Source organism: Halobacillus rhizosphaerae, from assembly GCF_046719735.1.
GTDB classification, from domain to species: Bacteria; Bacillota; Bacilli; order Bacillales; family Halobacillaceae; genus Halobacillus_B; species Halobacillus_B rhizosphaerae.
On the sequence record NZ_JAUTWQ010000011.1, the window covers coordinates 107,276 to 124,654 of the forward strand.

The 17,379-nt window shown below is 42.1% G+C and carries 16 protein-coding genes; 7 read left to right on the plus strand and 9 right to left on the minus strand.

Features of this window, described 5'->3' with window-relative positions; genetic code table 11:
- Positions 1–30: 30 nt before the first annotated feature.
- A complete protein-coding gene (locus tag Q7A53_RS13275; protein ID WP_411789650.1) occupies positions 31–1,035 on the minus strand; it encodes a YeiH family protein in 1,005 nt (334 codons plus the stop codon).
- 119 nt (positions 1,036–1,154) lie between these two features.
- On the opposite strand from Q7A53_RS13275, the gene Q7A53_RS13280 reads away from it, so the two are divergent.
- Both Q7A53_RS13280 and Q7A53_RS13285 read left to right on the plus strand, forming a co-directional pair.
- Positions 1,155–2,039, plus strand: coding sequence for a LysR substrate-binding domain-containing protein (locus tag Q7A53_RS13280; RefSeq protein WP_411789651.1), 885 nt, complete (start codon positions 1,155–1,157; stop codon positions 2,037–2,039).
- 69 nt (positions 2,040–2,108) lie between these two features.
- Positions 2,109–2,573: a GNAT family N-acetyltransferase gene (locus tag Q7A53_RS13285; RefSeq protein WP_411789652.1), complete on the plus strand. Its 465-nt coding sequence runs from the start codon at positions 2,109–2,111 to the stop codon at positions 2,571–2,573.
- A 324-nt stretch (positions 2,574–2,897) separates the two neighbouring features.
- Here the strand turns inward: Q7A53_RS13285 and Q7A53_RS13290 are convergent, their stop codons facing one another.
- Positions 2,898–4,115 (minus strand): MFS transporter, encoded by a 1,218-nt coding sequence (locus Q7A53_RS13290; protein ID WP_411789653.1) that lies wholly within the window; start codon positions 4,113–4,115, stop codon positions 2,898–2,900.
- Positions 4,116–4,218: 103 nt separating this feature from the next.
- Here Q7A53_RS13290 and Q7A53_RS13295 point away from each other — a divergent pair, with 103 nt between their 5' ends.
- Positions 4,219–5,070, plus strand: a complete 852-nt coding sequence (locus tag Q7A53_RS13295; RefSeq protein ID WP_411789654.1) for a LysR family transcriptional regulator — start codon at positions 4,219–4,221, stop codon at positions 5,068–5,070.
- A 114-nt stretch (positions 5,071–5,184) separates the two neighbouring features.
- The gene (locus Q7A53_RS13300; protein ID WP_411789655.1) at positions 5,185–5,979 is read left to right on the plus strand and encodes a YtvA family blue-light photoreceptor; all 795 of its coding nucleotides are present in this window, start codon (positions 5,185–5,187) and stop codon (positions 5,977–5,979) included.
- 36 nt (positions 5,980–6,015) lie between these two features.
- Here the strand turns inward: Q7A53_RS13300 and Q7A53_RS13305 are convergent, their stop codons facing one another.
- Positions 6,016–6,441, minus strand: a complete 426-nt coding sequence (locus Q7A53_RS13305) for a VOC family protein (RefSeq protein WP_411789656.1) — start codon at positions 6,439–6,441, stop codon at positions 6,016–6,018.
- 230 nt (positions 6,442–6,671) lie between these two features.
- Between Q7A53_RS13305 and Q7A53_RS13310 the strand changes: the two genes are divergently transcribed.
- Positions 6,672–7,832, plus strand: coding sequence for an acyl-CoA dehydrogenase family protein (locus Q7A53_RS13310; RefSeq protein ID WP_411789657.1), 1,161 nt, complete (start codon positions 6,672–6,674; stop codon positions 7,830–7,832).
- 197 nt (positions 7,833–8,029) lie between these two features.
- On the opposite strand, the gene Q7A53_RS13315 is transcribed toward Q7A53_RS13310, so the two are convergent.
- The 4 genes from Q7A53_RS13315 to Q7A53_RS13330 form a co-directional block, all read right to left on the minus strand.
- Positions 8,030–9,964 (minus strand): ABC transporter permease, encoded by a 1,935-nt coding sequence (locus Q7A53_RS13315; RefSeq protein ID WP_411789658.1) that lies wholly within the window; start codon positions 9,962–9,964, stop codon positions 8,030–8,032.
- Positions 9,954–10,715 carry an ABC transporter ATP-binding protein gene (locus tag Q7A53_RS13320; protein ID WP_411789659.1) on the minus strand — a complete coding sequence of 254 codons (762 nt, stop codon included), beginning with the start codon at positions 10,713–10,715 and terminating at the stop codon, positions 9,954–9,956. The genes Q7A53_RS13315 and Q7A53_RS13320 overlap by 11 nt, the downstream gene beginning before the upstream one ends.
- Positions 10,716–10,821: 106 nt before the next feature.
- Positions 10,822–11,826: a sensor histidine kinase gene (locus tag Q7A53_RS13325; protein ID WP_411789660.1), complete on the minus strand. Its 1,005-nt coding sequence runs from the start codon at positions 11,824–11,826 to the stop codon at positions 10,822–10,824.
- Positions 11,823–12,512, minus strand: a complete 690-nt coding sequence (locus Q7A53_RS13330; RefSeq protein ID WP_411789784.1) for a response regulator transcription factor — start codon at positions 12,510–12,512, stop codon at positions 11,823–11,825. Before Q7A53_RS13330 ends, Q7A53_RS13325 begins: the two co-directional genes overlap by 4 nt.
- Before the next feature lie 200 nt (positions 12,513–12,712).
- Here Q7A53_RS13330 and Q7A53_RS13335 point away from each other — a divergent pair, with 200 nt between their 5' ends.
- Entirely contained in the window at positions 12,713–14,293 is a 1,581-nt protein-coding gene (locus tag Q7A53_RS13335) for a DUF2207 domain-containing protein (protein ID WP_411789661.1), read from the plus strand.
- Positions 14,294–14,381: 88 nt separating this feature from the next.
- Positions 14,382–15,056: an HAD family hydrolase gene (locus Q7A53_RS13340; protein WP_411789662.1), complete on the plus strand. Its 675-nt coding sequence runs from the start codon at positions 14,382–14,384 to the stop codon at positions 15,054–15,056.
- A gap of 30 nt (positions 15,057–15,086) precedes the next feature.
- Here the strand turns inward: Q7A53_RS13340 and Q7A53_RS13345 are convergent, their stop codons facing one another.
- Both Q7A53_RS13345 and Q7A53_RS13350 read right to left on the minus strand, forming a co-directional pair.
- A complete protein-coding gene (locus Q7A53_RS13345; protein ID WP_411789663.1) occupies positions 15,087–15,416 on the minus strand; it encodes a YnfA family protein in 330 nt (109 codons plus the stop codon).
- A gap of 296 nt (positions 15,417–15,712) precedes the next feature.
- The gene (locus tag Q7A53_RS13350) at positions 15,713–17,242 is read right to left on the minus strand and encodes a BCCT family transporter (RefSeq protein WP_411789664.1); all 1,530 of its coding nucleotides are present in this window, start codon (positions 17,240–17,242) and stop codon (positions 15,713–15,715) included.
- Positions 17,243–17,379 lie beyond the last annotated feature (137 nt).

The window sequence follows — 17,379 nt, forward strand, 5'->3', positions numbered from 1 at the left end:
CAACCGTAACGGAAGACTTCCAAATCTATGCTATAAGATCAAATACGTAGTCAATGACAATAGAAGAGAAGTGAGGATGAGTAGAACCATAGGTTTGAAAGCTCTCGTCCGCAAATCACTCACACTAACGCTCAGCCCCAGTCCAACCATTGCCATGGTTAAAATAAATGTAGTGAGTGTGGAAATTCCATCCAGTACATTTGCAGAGATTTGAATCAACCGTCCATTTACAAAACTGCCGAACAAACTCATCGCCACAAAACCGAGGAGGAACCAAGGAAAGACAACTTGTTGAGTACTGCTCTCCTTACTTCTTTTCTTCATGATCCATACCAAAAGGAGGCTTAGAGGTACTAATAAAAAGACTCTTCCTAATTTAGCTAAGAGAGCCATCCCAAGTCCCGCTTCTCCGGCAGGGGTTCCAGCTAATGCTACATGCCCAATTTCATGCAGGCTAAGTCCCGCCCATATCCCGTAGGCTTCTATATTAATGGGAAGAAGGGGGCGAAGAATTGTATAGCCGATCGCAAAGATGGTCCCGATCACCGAAATAATGGCCACGCTGAGGGCAGTATCTTTTTCCTTCACTTTTAAAATGGGAGATACAGCAGCTATGGCTGAAGCTCCGCATACGCCAGTACCTATTCCGATTAACAAGGATAAAGAATAATCTGCTTTAAATGCACGGGCCAGCAGCATCATCAGTCCGATGGAAAAGGGAATGACCATTATATCTTTTAATAGAAGAGGGAGACCCTCCTGATAAATGACATGAATGTCTAACTTCAGGCCAAATAAAATAATGGCTAATCGCAGCAGTTTTTTGGCAGAAAACTGAATTCCTTCATGAATGGTGGAAGGGTAGCCAAGAAAATGTCGGTAAACCATAGCAATTAAAATGCCGACAGCAAGAGGTCCTACATTAGAGATTCCTGGAAGCTTGGCAAGCTCAAAGCTCAGGAATGCGAGGAGTGCTGTGAATCCGATTCCGGTCAGCACAGCTTTTGAGTGGAATGATTTTAATGAAACGTCCAACAGGACCCCTTCTTTACTAATAAATTTATACCTTTCATAGTATATAGAGGGTCTTAACATTAGTAAAATAAAACTTTATAATGTTTATCATTAATAATATTAATGATAGGAGATGAATGATGGACTTTGAAGCAATGAAGACTTTGATTACCGTAATCGATCTTAAAAGTTTCACGAAGGCATCTAAAACGCTTAATTTATCGCAGCCTACGGTAAGTTTCCACATAAAGAATCTTGAAGAATATTTTCAAACCACGTTAATTGACCGCTCCCCAAAAAGGTTTCATGTGACAGATACAGGAGGGCTTGTCTATCAGCGGGCCAGGCAAATCTTAGGGATCATTGAGAATACAAGATCAGAAGTTTTGGAACACCAAAATCAATTAAGGGGCTTGATTCGGATCGGCGCAAGTTACACTGTAGGGGAATATATTCTTCCGGCACTTCTTAAAGAATTTGATTCGAGATATCCTTCTGTAGATTTAGATGTTCAAATAGCTAATACGGAAATAATTAATGAAGCGGTCCACTTACATGAACGAGACCTTGGGTTAGTTGAAGGACAGGTAAACCATACGGATTTGTCTTCCGTCCCATTTTTAGAAGATGAAATGGTCATCCTCGTGCCGGAGGGACATTCGCTTTGGAAAGTTAGAGAAGCGACGTTTCAAGATTTGCAGGATCAAACTTGGATTACGAGGGAGGCAGGTTCTGGGAGCCGGGCAGTCATGGACTCGATGCTGGAATCTTATAATATCAGACCTAAGAAAATGATTACGATAGGGAGTAACCATGGGGTTGTGCAGGCAGTGAAAGAAGGACTGGGTATCACGCTAGTTTCGAAAACAGTGGTGGATCATTCAGATGTCACTCAGCTCATGCTTCCGCTTCCGTTTATAAAGCGTGCTTCTCGTTACTTTTCAAGGGTGACACGGTCAGGAAATCCTACGCCAAAAAATGTTGAAGTGTTTATCCAATTGGTAGATGAACTCTTTCACCTTTAAATTGTCATCAAATTTAAATATTTTCGGAGCATGTAGTTTGTTATGATAGAGAAACAGGGGTGAACCTTTATGGAATTGCGTAAATATCGAAGAGCAGATCTCCCGGCAGTACTCCGAATCATTAGAGAAACGATCCTCACAGTAAATGAGAAGGAGTACACGCAAACTCAGCTCCGCGCTTGGGCGTCTTGCTTTGAAGATGAAAGGGTCTGGGCGGATCGTTTTCAATCTGGTTCAGCCTGGGTCGTTATCATGGATGGAGAATTAGCAGGCTGCAGTCTATTAACGAAGGACGGAGTTGCAGATCTCCTGTTTGTTCATAAAGACTATCTGCGCAGAGGAGCGGCCAGCCGATTACTCTGGAAGATGGAAGCAGAAGCAAGTACCCGCCATGATTACTTGCGTACAGAAGCGAGTTTAACCGCTCTTCCTTTTTTTCAAGTGATGGGATTTAAAGTAGTGGAAAGACAAATAAAGATAACCAAAGGCATTTCAATAAAAAATATTAAAATGTGTAAAAAATTGAATACTTGAACAGCATACAGGGTATGGTGCATTATACGACTTATTGAAACGTTTAGTTAGAGACATTCGTATAGAGTACAAATCGGAACGAAGTGGTGTGGTTTCGAGCCAAATCTTTTTTACAATACTGAGGTGAAATCATGAAAAGCCTAGACCAGATTGTCGATTATTTGAAGACTCTGGGAGTTGAGGTTGAAAAGGTTTATAGGACACCGAAGGAAGAAACAAGGTAAGCGAAGAAGAAAACCCGCTCAAGTCAACCCTGGACATAGATGATAAAAAAAGTTCAATATACGTAATGAGGTATGTCTTAACAAAAGACATACCTTATCTTTATGCGGTTTTGTTGTTAGTAATTTTGACAAAAGCAGGATCGTTGGATTGAAAGACTGCCCAGATGATTCCTAGAGCTACAGGAACTAGAAGAAACAAGAAGACCTCATTTGCTCCGCGTGACGCCGCAATCACCCCGAAAATAGGACCGGAAATGACGACCGATGCCTGATTGCTCAGCATACGAAAACTGGACATTCGGCCATGGTACTCTTTATCTGTAGACATTTGCTGGATGGATTGGAGTAAGGCTCTTATCCAGGAGGTACCAAGCCCCACACCTAGAACTCCAATGAAAACGAATAGCAAATGCTGGGTACAACCGAGCAGGAAAAGTCCTGCCGCCATTGCCGTAAGCGACCAAACTGCCAGTCGGTTTTTACACTTATACCACCACCAGGTGCCAAGAATTCCTGCCAGTATCCCCCCAGCTGAAAAGCAAGCATCAAGCAATCCATAAGTAACCGAATTTTGATGCAGATACTCGCTCGTATAAACAGATAAAAACCCAATCGTTGTGTGAAAAGTTAATTGTCCGAGCATCATCATAGCAAATAGGCCGTATAGCATGGGATGCAGAGATAAATAGTTGAACCCATCTTTTAATTCTCCAATGATGTTCAAGGATTTAGAAGGGGATAATTGGCTATTCCTTTCATAATGAAGCCGCCATACGGCTGTCCAGGCTGCCCCGTATAAAGATAGTACGACTCCTAGAGATCCGCTAATAGGAACCATTCCTGAAAGTATTCCGCCAATAGCTGCCCCTGCGAGTCCTCCTGAGATTGTGGCAGAACTGGATAAAGAGAAAATTCTGGGTAAGGTCTCTTTATCGAATACTTCTGCAGTTAATGCCTGCAGGGATGGACGATAGAGAGACCCCGCTGTCTGCATCATCATATGGGCGGCAATAATAGTCCAGGGAGAAATATACCCTGTGATAGCTGTTGCCATTAACAAGAGGAGGACCACAAAGCTAATGGCACCTGCCAGGTTTGCTAATCGCTTACGGTTGTATCGATCCACCAGCACTCCAAACACTAGATTAGACAAAAGGCCAGGGATAAAGCCGAAGCTTACAAACAAACCGGTATAGATGGCGTCTTGGGTCCATTTGAACAAAAACCAGGTGATTAATACAAAATACATGGCGCGGCCGCATTCGTATAAGAAGTAAGCAGCTAATAATTTAGTCGTATTGGCTCGATTCACGTTCATCCGCCCCTTCCTTTGATTACTACCAGTTTATTACTTCAGATGAAATAAATATAATATCGATTTATAATGAAAAGTGATAAGTAATTGTTATGGGGGTGAGTGGATGAAAATAGATGATTATCAATTGCTTGTGCACTTATTTGAAAACCAAACCATTCGTGCTACGGCAAGGAAGGTGCTGATTTCGCAGCCCGCCATCACGCAGAGGTTAAAGTATATCGAAGAATATTTTGACGTATTGATTTTCCTCCGGACCCCTAAGAAGTTAGTGCTGACAGCAGCAGGTGAGCTGATTATTGAGCATGCGAAACAGCTTTTAAAGGAGGAAAGGGCGGTTCATGCTCAAGTGGCACATTCTAAAGGGGTGGTCTCAGGGAAATTATCTCTTGGTGTTTCTTCTCTTGTCAGTCAGCATTATTTACCTGAATTACTTGAAGCTTATACGGCAATATACCCAGCGGTGAGCATTGATCTGATCACTGGAGTGAGTGAAGAAATCAGGCAGGCAGCCTCTGATTTTCACGTGTGTATTGTGCGGGGCGAGCCGGTGAAAGACCACCATTATTCCCAAATGTTCAGCGATCCTCTTTATCTATGTGATACAAAACCTATTGGAGGAAATGAAACACGCCCTTTTATCGAATTTAAAACAGATTCAGAATTCTTAAAGCTGATAGAAGGCTGGCTGTTAAACAAAAAGGGGCTTTCCATCAAACGATCCATCAAAGTAGATCAGTTTGAAACTGCCAAGCAATTGATGAAAAGGGGGCTTGGGATGACGGTTCTGCCTCAAAGTATTCTGGATCCCGAGTGCAGAGAACTGCCGCATCTAGCCTTGGAAGACCATAACCATCAGTTAACTCGGGAAACCTGGCTATGTTACCAGCCGAGAATTCGCTCTTTACCGCAAGTGGATACATTTGTGCGGTTTGCGGAGAATAAATCATGGATTTGAGATTGTCTTGTCTCTTTTCTAGAAACGGCAGGATCGAATTCTTTATGATTGGAAATTATCGTGAATACATTCTATGATAATAATAATTATTTCACTGTCCAAAGGGGATCATATATGAAGGAAAATACATTTGAAAAATTAAAAGAGATTCAGCAAAATGAGTTTATCAAAACGGCGATTGATTATGTAGGGGCTGGAGTGGTTATTTCAGATCCTGAACAAGAGGATAATCCAATTATCTACATAAATAAAGGGTTTGAAGATTTAACCGGCTATCATTCTGATGAGGTGGTGGGAAAGAACTGCCGTTTTCTGCAAGGGGAAGGTACTGACCCCAATGCCCTAATGAAAATCCGTGATGGGCTTAAGAACTATGAAGAGGTTCAGGTCGAGCTGAAGAATTATCAAAAGAACGGCAGAATGTTTTGGAATGAGCTGCAAATTTTCCCGGTTTATATTAAGCAAATGAACCAGACCTTTTTTGTGGGAGTCCAGAAAGACATTACAGTAAGGAAAGAAGCGGAGGAGCTTGCCAGTCATTACTCTTCAGAAGTGAAACGTCTGTCTACACCGATTGTGCCTGTAGAAGATCATATTTCTGTACTTCCCTTTGTAGGAACCATCGATGAAGAGCGGCTTCAGCAAATGCTGGATAACGTCAGTCACCATGTGAAGGAGTCTAAAGATGATTACTTGATTCTGGACCTTTCTGCCGTACATTCCTACAATCAAGCGATTCATATGGGGATCTACCAGTTGAATCAGCTGCTGGACTTGATGGGTACTACCTTGATTATAACGGGGATTAAGCCTGAATTTGCCATACAAAGTGTTCCTTATGCTGATTTCAGCGAACTATCACTGAAAAGTTACGCTACAGTGAAGCAGGCTTTGCACGCGATCCGCTAAAAGAACTCCCCTGGAAATATGGCCAGGGGAGGGAGGCTAGGAGCTCCGTTTTTGCTGTTTTCGCTGCATTTCGTGATACGAAGAACTTGGTTTCTCATACACGACACTAAAAGCGTTGCCGTCGAGGTCAAAAAAATCAAAATAAGACATCCATTTATTTTCCTTTAAGCTGCTCACTTCTACACCTTGATTCAGTAAATGGTGATACGCTCGGTCGATGTCCTGAACGATATAGTTATAATAAGGATTGCTTTTTATCTCGCTGATTTTAAACTCTGTCGGCTGGGCTTGTTCTACTTCAATAAGACCCAGCTGCATATCTCCCTCTGGAAAAAAGAAACTCGCTCCTTTTTCACTGCCATCCCACTCATCGATTAATATAGCTTCAAGCGTCTTTTGATACCAAGCAATGGATTGATCAAGGTTCGTAACGGGAATGAAGATACTTCCAAGTCTAAACACACGATTCCTCCTTTTTGTAGAAAAAACTTGATCTCTATACTTATTTCTCCAGAAAGCAGGCCAATCCTTTAAAAAATCATTGGGAATCCAGGAAAAAGAAGAGAGAGGAAGGTTGGAGAGCAGTGTTTCTTATGGCTTAATGGCTGATCTTATAGTGAGCCGTTCGTTAGCATAATCCCGACTGGTTTAGTAAGGTTTTAGTAGATGCTAGAGGATAGGAGTGAAGAGAAATGAAGGATATCTTTGATAATTGGGTAAAAAATGACCGGCAAAAGCGATTATTTGATAAAGCAAAACGCATATCGGAAGAAGCTAAGTCCCATGTGAAAGAGACAGACCGGGATGCTCAATTTTCTCCTCATACGCTGAAAGTCATCAAACAAGAAAAGTATCCCTCCTTAAGTTTGGCTCCTTCTTCTGGAGGAGAGGATCTATCTTTATATGAATTTTTATTGCTGCAGGAGAAGATTGCAGAAGGCGACGGTGCTGTTGCTTTATCAATCGGATGGCACCAGGGAATACTTATGGAATTAAATGATGAACAAATATGGAGTAAGAAACAGTTTGCCCGTTTGGCAAAGGAAGTCTCAGAAGAACAGAAAATCGTTAACCGTGCTGCCTCTGAACCAGCAACGGGCAGTCCTACTAGAGGAGGTATCCCGGAAACTACAGCCACTCGAAATGGAAATACTTATATCGTTTCAGGCAGAAAGACGTTTACCTCTTTGGCTGAACATCTAGATTATTACATTGTGTCTGCTTATGTAGAAGATCTTGACCAAGTAGGCTGGTTTCTAATCGATCGTCACCATCCTGGAGTTTCTGTAGATAAAACATGGGATACGATGGGGATGCGCGGCACGGCTAGTGATGATCTCGTGTTAGATCAGGTAGAACTTGATGTAGAGGATCTGGTGGAAACTAAGGCTGAGGGAAAGCCTGTTCCAAAAGGCTGGCTGCTCCATATCCCTGCCTGTTATTTAGGGATTGCTGTGGCGGCCAGGAACGATGCCGTAGAGTTTGCCCAGTCATTTCAGCCGAACAGTCTCGACACTCCGATTTCGGAAACGGCTCATATTCAAGATAAGATCGGTGAAATGGAATGGAAACTGATTCAAGCCCACTCTTTTATGTACGCAACAGCTAGAAAATGGGATGAAGAACCAGGATATCGAAAAAATATGGGAGCGGAACTGGCTACTGTGAAGCTTGCCGTTACGAATGCGGCAAATGAAGTTGTCGATCTAGCAATGAGAATAGCCGGCGGCCGCGGATTATCCAGAAAATATTCTTTTGAAAAATATTATCGTGACGTGCGAGCAGGACTTCATAATCCGCCGATGGATGACGCTGTATTAAGAATGCTTGCTGGCAGGGCTCTTGGGGATTGACTTAAACAAACGATGACTAAAGATTTTTTCCTAAGTTTATAATGTATACGTCCATACTCTATTATTCCATGGCGGCGGCAGAGAAACGTCTAGAAATCTTGCTCCTAACAAAGAATTCGAACAATGATGCACCATTTCATCATTGTTCGGATTTAATTATAATAAATAGTCCTTTTTGCTGTTCCCGCGGGTTCCTTTTAAAGTGCATCCTGAATGATTTTTTTATAGTAAAGGGTCGATAGGATCCCAAATATGGAATAGAGCGCTGTATAAACACCCATAACGATGATCATCGGCGTCCACAACTCTGTTCCAAATATAAACCAGCCTGATTTCACGGCAAAGTAGCTGTGTGAAAGTCCCACAATAAGAGGTATTCCAAAATTGAACAGCTGTTTTCCCTGAATGCCTCTGATTAGGTCTCTCTGCGTAAAGCCAAGTTTTCTTAGAATCGTGTAGCTTGCCTTTTCTTCTTCGCCCTCGTCCATTTGTTTGAAGTAGAGCACACAGCCTGAGGTGATTAGGAAGGTCAGACCGAGAAATCCAACGATAAACATGGAAAGGCCAAGGGCTTTCTTTTGCCTTTGTGTGTGTTCGAGCTTTGAATATTGAGGGGAATCTCCCCTGTCGATTTTATCGAATATTGTATTGGCCTTCTCGATATCATCGGAAGCGGTGATATTGACCGGTATGTGCTTATAGGGTGTCTGCAATTCTTTATTCCGCTGCTGATATAATTGCTGAAAGGTGGATGAATCCACAACGGCAACAGGTAAACTGCCATTTGTAAAGAAACCACTTACATAAGACTTATCTTTCGTACCGACCAACTGCATAGGAATAGTCTCTTTTTTACCCTTGAATGTGAGACTTCCAGTATGATCAAAATCCAAAAAGCCATTGGTTAAATCACTAAAGCCGGTAAATATGGTTTCGCCTGCTTTAACATCAATCCCTTCGGCGCTTTTCTCACTAATCACAGCGATTTGAATAACACCTGGATCAGTTTCCCTTTCGTTTAGACTCTTGTTCATAATTTGCTTGGCATTGACTTCGTATTGAAGAACTTGTACCGTCTGGCTGCTATAAGGGATCCCGTTTTCTTTAAGAACTTCTTTAAACTGGTCCGCATATACTTGCTGAGTAAAAGCAAAGTCGGCAGCTACCATACTTTCCGCGTTCTTTTCTGCAGAATAGTAAGCAATGTAACTTAACGATAGTAGACCGATGGCTAGTGCAGAAACCGTGGTGATCACGGTTAATAATAATGCGTTTGATTTCATGCGGAACATAATAGGCGAAAGGGACATCACTTCATTAATATTCAAGTAACCCTGCCTCTTTTTTCTGATCATATTTCCGATGAATTGTACTGAGCCTTTATAAAATAAATAGGTGCCCAGGATGACGGAGGCTAGGATAAAGAGCATCACGCCCAATAGCATGCTGATCATTTGGCCATCAAATAGTTTGGAAGAAGTGTAGTATCCTGCAGTTATTAACACTAGCCCCAGGATTCCTAAGATGATTTCGAAAACGGACATTTTCTTCGCTTTTCCCTGGGAAGTGGATTTTACTTGGAATAAAGCTAAAATACTTTGCCGTTTAATATAGAATAAATTCGTCAGCATGATAAGAATGAAAATCCCACTGAAAATGAGCAGGGTCTGCAGTACCGCCCTAGTGGAAAAGTGCAGCGCAGCCACGGCTTCAACTCCTGTAATATGGAAAAGGATCATGGTCATCAACTTTGAAATAGCAAAACCGACGAAAACTCCAGCGATTAAAGAGCCGAAATAGATGATGAGGTTTTCCAAAGTTAACATACGGAAGATCCGATTTTTGGTTAACCCGATCAATTGGAAGAGTCCAATTTCCTGACTCCTTCGTTTGATGAAGATCTGGTTCGCGTACAGCAGAAAAACGGCAACAATACAAACGAGCAGAACCGCGGCTGCTTTTATACCAGCGGCACCTCTGATTGAACCTTTGGCTGGGTCCATCGCTGGATCAAATCTTAAGGTGACGAAAGAAAAGTACAAAGCAACACTGAAGATGAGCGCAAACACGTAAAGATAATAGTTCTTCAGATTTTTTTTCAAGCTGCGGAAAATCAGCTGATTAATACTCATCCTGAACACCGCCCAAGACGCCTTGTGTTTTCATAATATCTTTGAAAAAGGTCTGCCGCGATTGCTCACCCTTTGTCAGCTGCGTGTAAATCTGCCCATCTTTAATAAAGATTACCCGGGTGCAATAACTGGCCGCAACGGGATCGTGCGTTACCATCGCGATTGTTGACGAACGTTTTTCATTAAGCTCGCTCAGCTTATTGAGCAGGTCAGATGCGGACTTGGAATCTAAAGCTCCCGTAGGCTCATCTGCAAAAATGATGCTCGGCTGGTGAACAAATGCCCGAGCTGCCGATGTTCGCTGTTTCTGTCCGCCTGAAATTTCATTTGGATACTTGTCCGCGATTTCTAATATTCCTAAATCCTTTGCCAGCGCTTCAAAGCGTGTGAGCGCTTCTTTTCTCGGTACTTTAGAAATAGAAAGCGGAAGCAGAATATTTTCCTTTACGGTTAATGTATCAAGCAGGTTATATTCTTGAAAAATAAAGCCAAGATGATGTTTACGGAACTCTGCCAGCTTCTTTTCCTTTCTGCCAGTAATTTCGGTATCCTCAATTTTGATAGAGCCATGACTGACACGGTCGATGGAAGAGAGGACATTTAACAGCGTTGTTTTTCCTGAGCCTGATGCTCCCATAATACTGACAAATTCCCCTTTGGCAATTCTCAGATCAATCCCCTTTAAAACCTCTTGTTTGGTAAATTTATTTCCATAGCTTTTATGAATTTTTACGGCTTCTAAAATAGCCATGTTTTCATTCCTCCCGTTTCAAGTATCTAAATTCATTATAAAAGCTGGGAAAGTACCTTTTCCTTTCATTCGGCGAACAAAACAACACAAGCATATGACATTTCTGTCACATGCTTGTGATATGGACAAAGTCATTTTGATTGGGAAAGATAAGAAAGGCGGTTGTACCTTCATGAAGTACGGAGTTCATACTTAATTCAATTTTCAGCGAAGCGGCGACTTTTGCAGCTAAATATAAGCCCATTCCCGTTGCTTTTCCATCATTATGATCGCTCGTAGAAGTAAAGCCCTTATCAAAGATTCGGGGGAGGTCTTTAGAGTCGATTCCTCTGCCGTGATCTTGGATGATCAGCTGCGTATGACCCTTGCGAATCGCTGTTCTAACCTCTATGTCTGTTGATTCACTATATTTGACCGCATTGGTTAAGAACTGGCGGATGATAAAGGTCAGCCACTTGGCGTCACTCAGCACTTCCTTTTCCTCTATTACTATGTCGAATCCAATTCCTTTTTGCATGCACCACGATTGTAACGTTTTAATTTCGTTAAATATGAGAGGCTCAAGTTCGACCTTTTCAATATACAAATCATTCTCGATAAATGGAATACGCTTCTGGTGAAGCTGTTGATCGAGCAGCAGGTGGACTCTGAGCCATTCATAAGTGAGCTGCTGCTTTGCTTTAGCGTCCTCCAGTCGTTGAATGATCAAATGCATGGCTGTTAAAGGAGTCTTCACTTCATGGATCCAGGCAAGCAGATCATCCTTTTCCTGCTCTGATGCTTGGTGAAGGGAGGAGGCTTCTTCTTTTAAGCGGACTAATTCATGCGTCATATTCTCTTCAATAATTTTCTCAAAGGGCCGCTGTCCTTCAGGAAGACTGGAAAGATCTAAATCAAAGTGACGCTGTTCCATTTGGTTATAAAAGGAGGTCTCTCTTGGGTAGCGGATAAAAAAGAACAGCACGGTGATTAACAATGAGAGAAAAGTATAATAGATCACGGATGTGAATGGTATTGTTGGATCTATGTAACCGATAAATAAAGCCAGAGCCTGAAGACTAAGGATCAGCAAAAGCCAGCTCAGACGTTCTCTTACATACCTTAGGATCATGGGGACACCTTTTCTGTGGCCATGTACCCTTGGCCGACTTTTGTTTCAATAGCGGTTCCAAGTTCAATCTCTGTCAGTCTTTTGCGCAGCCGGTTCACATTTACGGTTAAAGTATTGTCACTGACAAATCGTTCATCATCCCACAAGCTTTGAATAAGTTCTTCGCGGCTGACAATTTTATTCTTTTTATCAATGAGTTGTTTTAATATAAACATCTCATTTTTCGTCAATTCGATCGTACCATGCTCATTGGAGATTCGATTTCGCTCCATGTCAAAAGTGGCTCCATTCCAGGATTTCAGTTCATTCACTTCTGTATTATAATTGTAAACCCTTCGTAGAATCGCCTGGATCTTGGCAATAAGGACGTCAAAATGGAAAGGTTTTTGAATAAAATCATCGGCTCCTAAATTCATAGACATGACCATGTCTGTAGGGTGATCCCTTGATGATAGGAAGATGATGGGAACGTTAGAATGTTCGCGGATCATCCGGCACCAGTGGAAACCATCAAATTTCGGCAGTTGAATATCTATAATTACCAGCTCAGGTTTAAGGTTGGTAAAGGTATCCATTACATTGTGGAAGTCCTTTACACCGTGAACATCATACGACCACTGCCCCAGACGCTCTTGAATCTCTCGGAAAAGGGTTACATCGTCTTCGATGAGCAGGATTTTAAACATATCAAGCACCACGCTTTCCTTCAGCATTATCTTCAAATTATAGCAAAAATATGCGAGGTACGTTTTGGATAGGCTGTTCTGCCAAACAGAGCGTAAAAAGAATCCCACAACTTCTCTTTGGAATATAGGGCTCAACAGTTTTTGAAACCAATTGTGTGGGCATGTCGTATAACTAATATGAAATGGGAGGAGGGACTGAGATGAAGAAGTGGATCATAATGCTGATCGCCGTGCTTATGGCTGGGTTATTTCCTATTCATTCCTTGGCTGTCGAATTCAATATTAATCAAACACACATGGATGCCTATCTTCAGAAAAATGGTGAAGTACAAGTGGATGAAGTGTACACGTATGATTTCGATGGAGAATTCCACGGGATTACTCGAACAATCATTCCCAAAAAAGGGTCATCTATTTCAAATGTGGAGGCAAGTGAAAACGGAAAGCCCTTAGAGGTTAAGCAAGAAGATCATACCTATAAAGTTTATCGAGCTGGCAAGGATGAAACCATCACCATTGAGTTAAGCTACGTGATTCATGAAGGGATGGAATTCTATTCCGATGCCGCTCAGTTTTACTGGCCATTTTTTGATAGTGGCAATGAAACCACCTACCATCATTTAACAATTGGGGTGCATCCTCCAGTCGCTTCCTCTCCTTTAGCTGCGGTCGGATATGATGAGGCATATGGTACTGAGAAAATAGTAAACGACGGAAGTGTGCTCTTTAAACTGGGAACTGTGCCAGCGGGGGAAAACGGTGATATTCGAGTGGCGTATGATCCAGCTCTATTCTCCCCTGGAACTTTGAAAAATGGTACGATTCTGAACAACTTTCATGCGGACAAAGAAAAGATGGAACAAAAGATGGCCAGGGATCATCATCGGCATGAACTGCTGCAGACCTTCAGCCCATACTTATTAGGATTTTTTGTTCTTTGTCTGGTGCTGCTTGTGATACACGCGGTTAAAAAGAAAAATGAAACGGCAAGAGACAGCGAAAGGGTCGAATGGAAGGATGAAATGAGTCTTCCTGCCACTCTTGCTTTTGTTAAAAACGGAAGGATTTCAACGGATATTTTAACGGCAGCGTTACTCGATCTTGTTCGAAAAGGCTATATTGAAAAGAAAGAAGACGAATCCTTTCGTGTGATTCATCAGGAGACAGACTATCACCACGAATCCACTCTTATTGAATGGCTGTTCTATGAAATTGGAACAGAGGGAACCTTCACACCCGAGCATTTGAAATCCTACGTGAAAAATAAGAAAAATCATTCGACGTATCAAACTGATTTCAGTCGTTGGCGAAGTGCGGTAAATGAAGAAGTGAAAGAAAACCACTTGTATCAAAATGGTATAAAGGTTCGATGGGCAGCTGTCTTGCTTGCGTTTGCTTTGATTCCCTTAGCGGTTGTCTATCCGATTTATAACTTGCCGATTGCGATGATTGTGACCATTATCCTAATTGCATTATTCGTTTTATTTGCGATTGTGTACCGGCCGAAATCGGCCAGAGGGGTGGCGGTCTTAAGAGATTGGAAAGAGGGCAGCCAGGAAGAAAATTTTAAACAGTTCATTCTTGATTTGGGCAGTGGTTTGTATGAAGGTCTGCCAAGGGATAATCATCCGATGAACCAGGATGTGGCCGTGCTCATTTTGCTTGCCGTTACCTTCCAAGACGGATTTCAAGACGCAAATCAAACCGTCTACGCTGCAAATAGCGCGGGTACAGGCAGCAGTGGAGTTGGCGGAGGCGGAGGGGGTTCGGGAGCATTTTAAAGCTCCTGTTCCTTGGGGAATTTAGATACTGTCTGTTCTAAAAGTACGAATAGGTGTTGGGTTTCACCTGGAAAGGGGTACTCTGATTTTGATTAAAGCGATTATTTTTGACTTAGATGGGACATTATTGAATCGGGAAAGATCCGTGGAAATTTTCATTGGTCAGCAGTATGAACGGTTTTACACCCGGATGGCATCTGTGACAAAAGAAAAGTTTGTGAATAGGTTTATTGAACTGGATAACCGTGGTTATGTTTGGAAGGATCAAGTGTATAAACAATTAATCGATGATTTTGATATTCCTAGCATCCCATGGGAAGAATTGCTGCGGGATTACCTTCATCATTTCAAAGAGTGCTGTATTCCTTTCCCTAATCTTATAGAAACCTTAAAGGAATTGCAGAAAAGTCAGTTCTTGATGGGGATGATAACCAATGGAAAAGGAAATTTTCAAATGGATAACATGAAGGCATTGAACATTGATCCCTATATGGATTCGATTCTTATCTCTGAGTGGGAAGGGATAAAAAAACCGGATCCATTAATATTTAGAAGGGCGGCTGATAGACTTCAGGTATTTCCAGAAGAATGTGTGTTTATTGGCGATCATCCGGAGAAAGATGTGAAGGCAGCCCAAGATGCTGGGATGACAGCGATTTGGAAAAAAGACGCATATTGGTATGAGGTAAAATCAGATTACTCCATTGAAGATTTGCTTGAGATTCACGAGCTGGTTAGGCACATGAATGCTTGCGAGAGATGAGAAAGATTAATAGAATCTCAGCTTCGGAAATTAAGAGCCTCTCGGGCCCCACAGCATGACCAACACGCCAATGATACAAATGAAGGCACCGAGAAGATCATAGAAATCTGGAGTTTTCTTATCAATCGCCCATCCCCACAAGACAGACATAATAATAAAAACCCCGCCGTAAGCAGCGTAAACACGGCCGAAGGAAGGAAAGGTTTGGAGTGTGGCGATGATTCCGTAAAGTATTAAAGATATTCCTCCGAAGACACCAAAATATACTGGCTTGCCCTCTCGTAACCAAAGCCATATTAAATATCCTCCACCTATTTCTGCTAACCCTGCGAGAAAAAATAGTAAAATGGTCATATTCATGCTCCTTGCTAAGCTCGTCTGGAAGGAAATGATCCCTTTTCCTTACACCTTACCACAGGAAGATAACGAACCTATAAGGGAACTACTCTAAGAGAGCGGGATTTTTCCTGTAGAGAGAATCATTCTCTGCAGTTCAATGGAAAATTCCTCGGATTGCTCCGCGCCTTAAGGGACTTATGGTACGGTTTCGCCTCGGAACTCGCGGTTGAGAAGAGAGAGGGCAACAAAATTAATAAGAAAAAATGTCTCCCTCTCGTTTGTTGAGAAGGGAGACATTTTTTAGTCTGCATTAACCATTAAGCTTTACGAATTGCACTATTTTTCTTGTCTTTTTTGCTAGGTTTATGGACACGTATTTCTTGGCTAGCGGTTTTGAAGAAAGAGTATCCCATTAACATGACAATAATCGAGAAAGGAAAAGCGGCGATGATTAATACGTTCTGTAATCCTTGGGTTCCACCAAAGTAGACAATGATGGCTGCCATTGATGAAAGAGCGAGTCCCCAAGCGATTTTCACGAGACCTGGAGGGTTTATCGAACCATTCGTTGACAGCATTCCTAACACAAATGTAGCGGAATCCGCAGATGTAATGAAAAAGATCGCAATGACTACAATGGTCATTAATGACATAAAGGTGCCCAGCGGATAATGCTGCAAAGTAGCAAAGGTAGCGGTTTCCATTGGGAATTTAGAAATCGCTTCGATCCCTTTCTGCTGAAGGTCCAGTGCGGACACTCCGAATACAGCGAAGAAGATGAAACAAACAATCGCTGGAACGAATAATACTCCGAGCATAAATTCTTTTATAGTCCGGCCTTTGGAAATTCTGGCAATGAAGATTCCGACAAAAGGAGACCAGGAGATCCACCAAGCCCAGTAAAAGATCGTCCAGTTATTAATCCAGGACCGATTTTCTTCGTTTAGTGGCGCGATCCGGAGGCTCATATGGAAGAAGTTTGTAATATATCCTCCGATAGAATCCGTGAACATATTAAGGATATATAAGGTAGGACCGACGATCAGAAGAAACAGCATGAGCAGGAATCCTAGCACCATGTTGATATTACTTAAGTATTTAATGCCTTTATCAACTCCGGACCAGGCTGAAAAGATAAATAATGCTGTAGAGACAATCAGAATAATTAATTGCACGGTGAAATTACTTGGTGTGTCAAACAAGAAAGCGAGACCTTCATTAATTTGAGCGGAACCAAACCCTAACGTAGCCGCCACTCCTACAACTGTTGCTACAACGGCGAGTGTGTCGATGAGCTGACCCATCGCCCCTTTCATTCGTTTTTCACCGAATAGCGGGATAAGGGTAGCACTCACTAGTCCTGGATAGCCTTTATGAAATTTAAAGTAGGCAAGAACTAAGGCTACGAGTGCATAGACAGCCCAAGCATGAATACCCCAGTGAAAAAATGAAAATTGCAGCGACTGTTTGATCGCTTCAGGGCTGCCTTCTTCGGCAACGGGACTGTTCTTAAAGGCGTGAGATATCGGTTCGGCTGTTGTCCAGAACACGAGTCCCATCCCCATTCCAGCACTAAATAACATGGCAAACCACGTAGGTAAGCTGAACTCCGGCTTATCGTCTTCTTTACCGAGTTTGATCTTATTAAATCGAGAAAAAATTAAGTACACACAAAAAGCCAGCATGACCATGATAATCAGTAAATAGTACCAGCCAAATCGATTAGAAATAAAGGTTGTAACGTTCGAAGTCACCGACTGCAATTGTTCTGGTCCAATGACTCCCCAAAGAACAACAAGTGCACAGATGGCAACTCCATACCAAAAAACAAGTGAAATATTTTTCATTGACTCACCTCTTATGTCTATTATTTTTTATACAAAACTCGTACTCAGGGGTAGGTCCGCTTTACCATTTCTACATGTTACATACGTTCCCAGGGAATTGCAAACTGGCTAATCGTCTAGTTTCATTTAAACTTCCA

What these genes read in the sequence shown, in the direction of transcription:
- Q7A53_RS13345 (WP_411789663.1), bottom strand. Translation starts at nt 15,416, where the DNA reads ATGAATATGACCATTTTACTATTTTTTCTCGCAGGGTTAGCAGAAATA.
- Q7A53_RS13320 (WP_411789659.1), bottom strand. Translation starts at nt 10,715, where the DNA reads ATGGCTATTTTAGAAGCCGTAAAAATTCATAAAAGCTATGGAAATAAA.
- Q7A53_RS13285 (WP_411789652.1), top strand. Translation starts at nt 2,109, where the DNA reads ATGGAATTGCGTAAATATCGAAGAGCAGATCTCCCGGCAGTACTCCGA.
- Q7A53_RS13310 (WP_411789657.1), top strand. Translation starts at nt 6,672, where the DNA reads ATGAAGGATATCTTTGATAATTGGGTAAAAAATGACCGGCAAAAGCGA.
- Q7A53_RS13325 (WP_411789660.1), bottom strand. Translation starts at nt 11,826, where the DNA reads ATGATCCTAAGGTATGTAAGAGAACGTCTGAGCTGGCTTTTGCTGATC.
- Q7A53_RS13280 (WP_411789651.1), top strand. Translation starts at nt 1,155, where the DNA reads ATGGACTTTGAAGCAATGAAGACTTTGATTACCGTAATCGATCTTAAA.
- Q7A53_RS13295 (WP_411789654.1), top strand. Translation starts at nt 4,219, where the DNA reads ATGAAAATAGATGATTATCAATTGCTTGTGCACTTATTTGAAAACCAA.
- Q7A53_RS13300 (WP_411789655.1), top strand. Translation starts at nt 5,185, where the DNA reads ATGAAGGAAAATACATTTGAAAAATTAAAAGAGATTCAGCAAAATGAG.
- Q7A53_RS13315 (WP_411789658.1), bottom strand. Translation starts at nt 9,964, where the DNA reads ATGAGTATTAATCAGCTGATTTTCCGCAGCTTGAAAAAAAATCTGAAG.
- Q7A53_RS13330 (WP_411789784.1), bottom strand. Translation starts at nt 12,512, where the DNA reads ATGTTTAAAATCCTGCTCATCGAAGACGATGTAACCCTTTTCCGAGAG.
- Q7A53_RS13350 (WP_411789664.1), bottom strand. Translation starts at nt 17,242, where the DNA reads ATGAAAAATATTTCACTTGTTTTTTGGTATGGAGTTGCCATCTGTGCA.
- Q7A53_RS13335 (WP_411789661.1), top strand. Translation starts at nt 12,713, where the DNA reads ATGAAGAAGTGGATCATAATGCTGATCGCCGTGCTTATGGCTGGGTTA.
- Q7A53_RS13290 (WP_411789653.1), bottom strand. Translation starts at nt 4,115, where the DNA reads ATGAACGTGAATCGAGCCAATACGACTAAATTATTAGCTGCTTACTTC.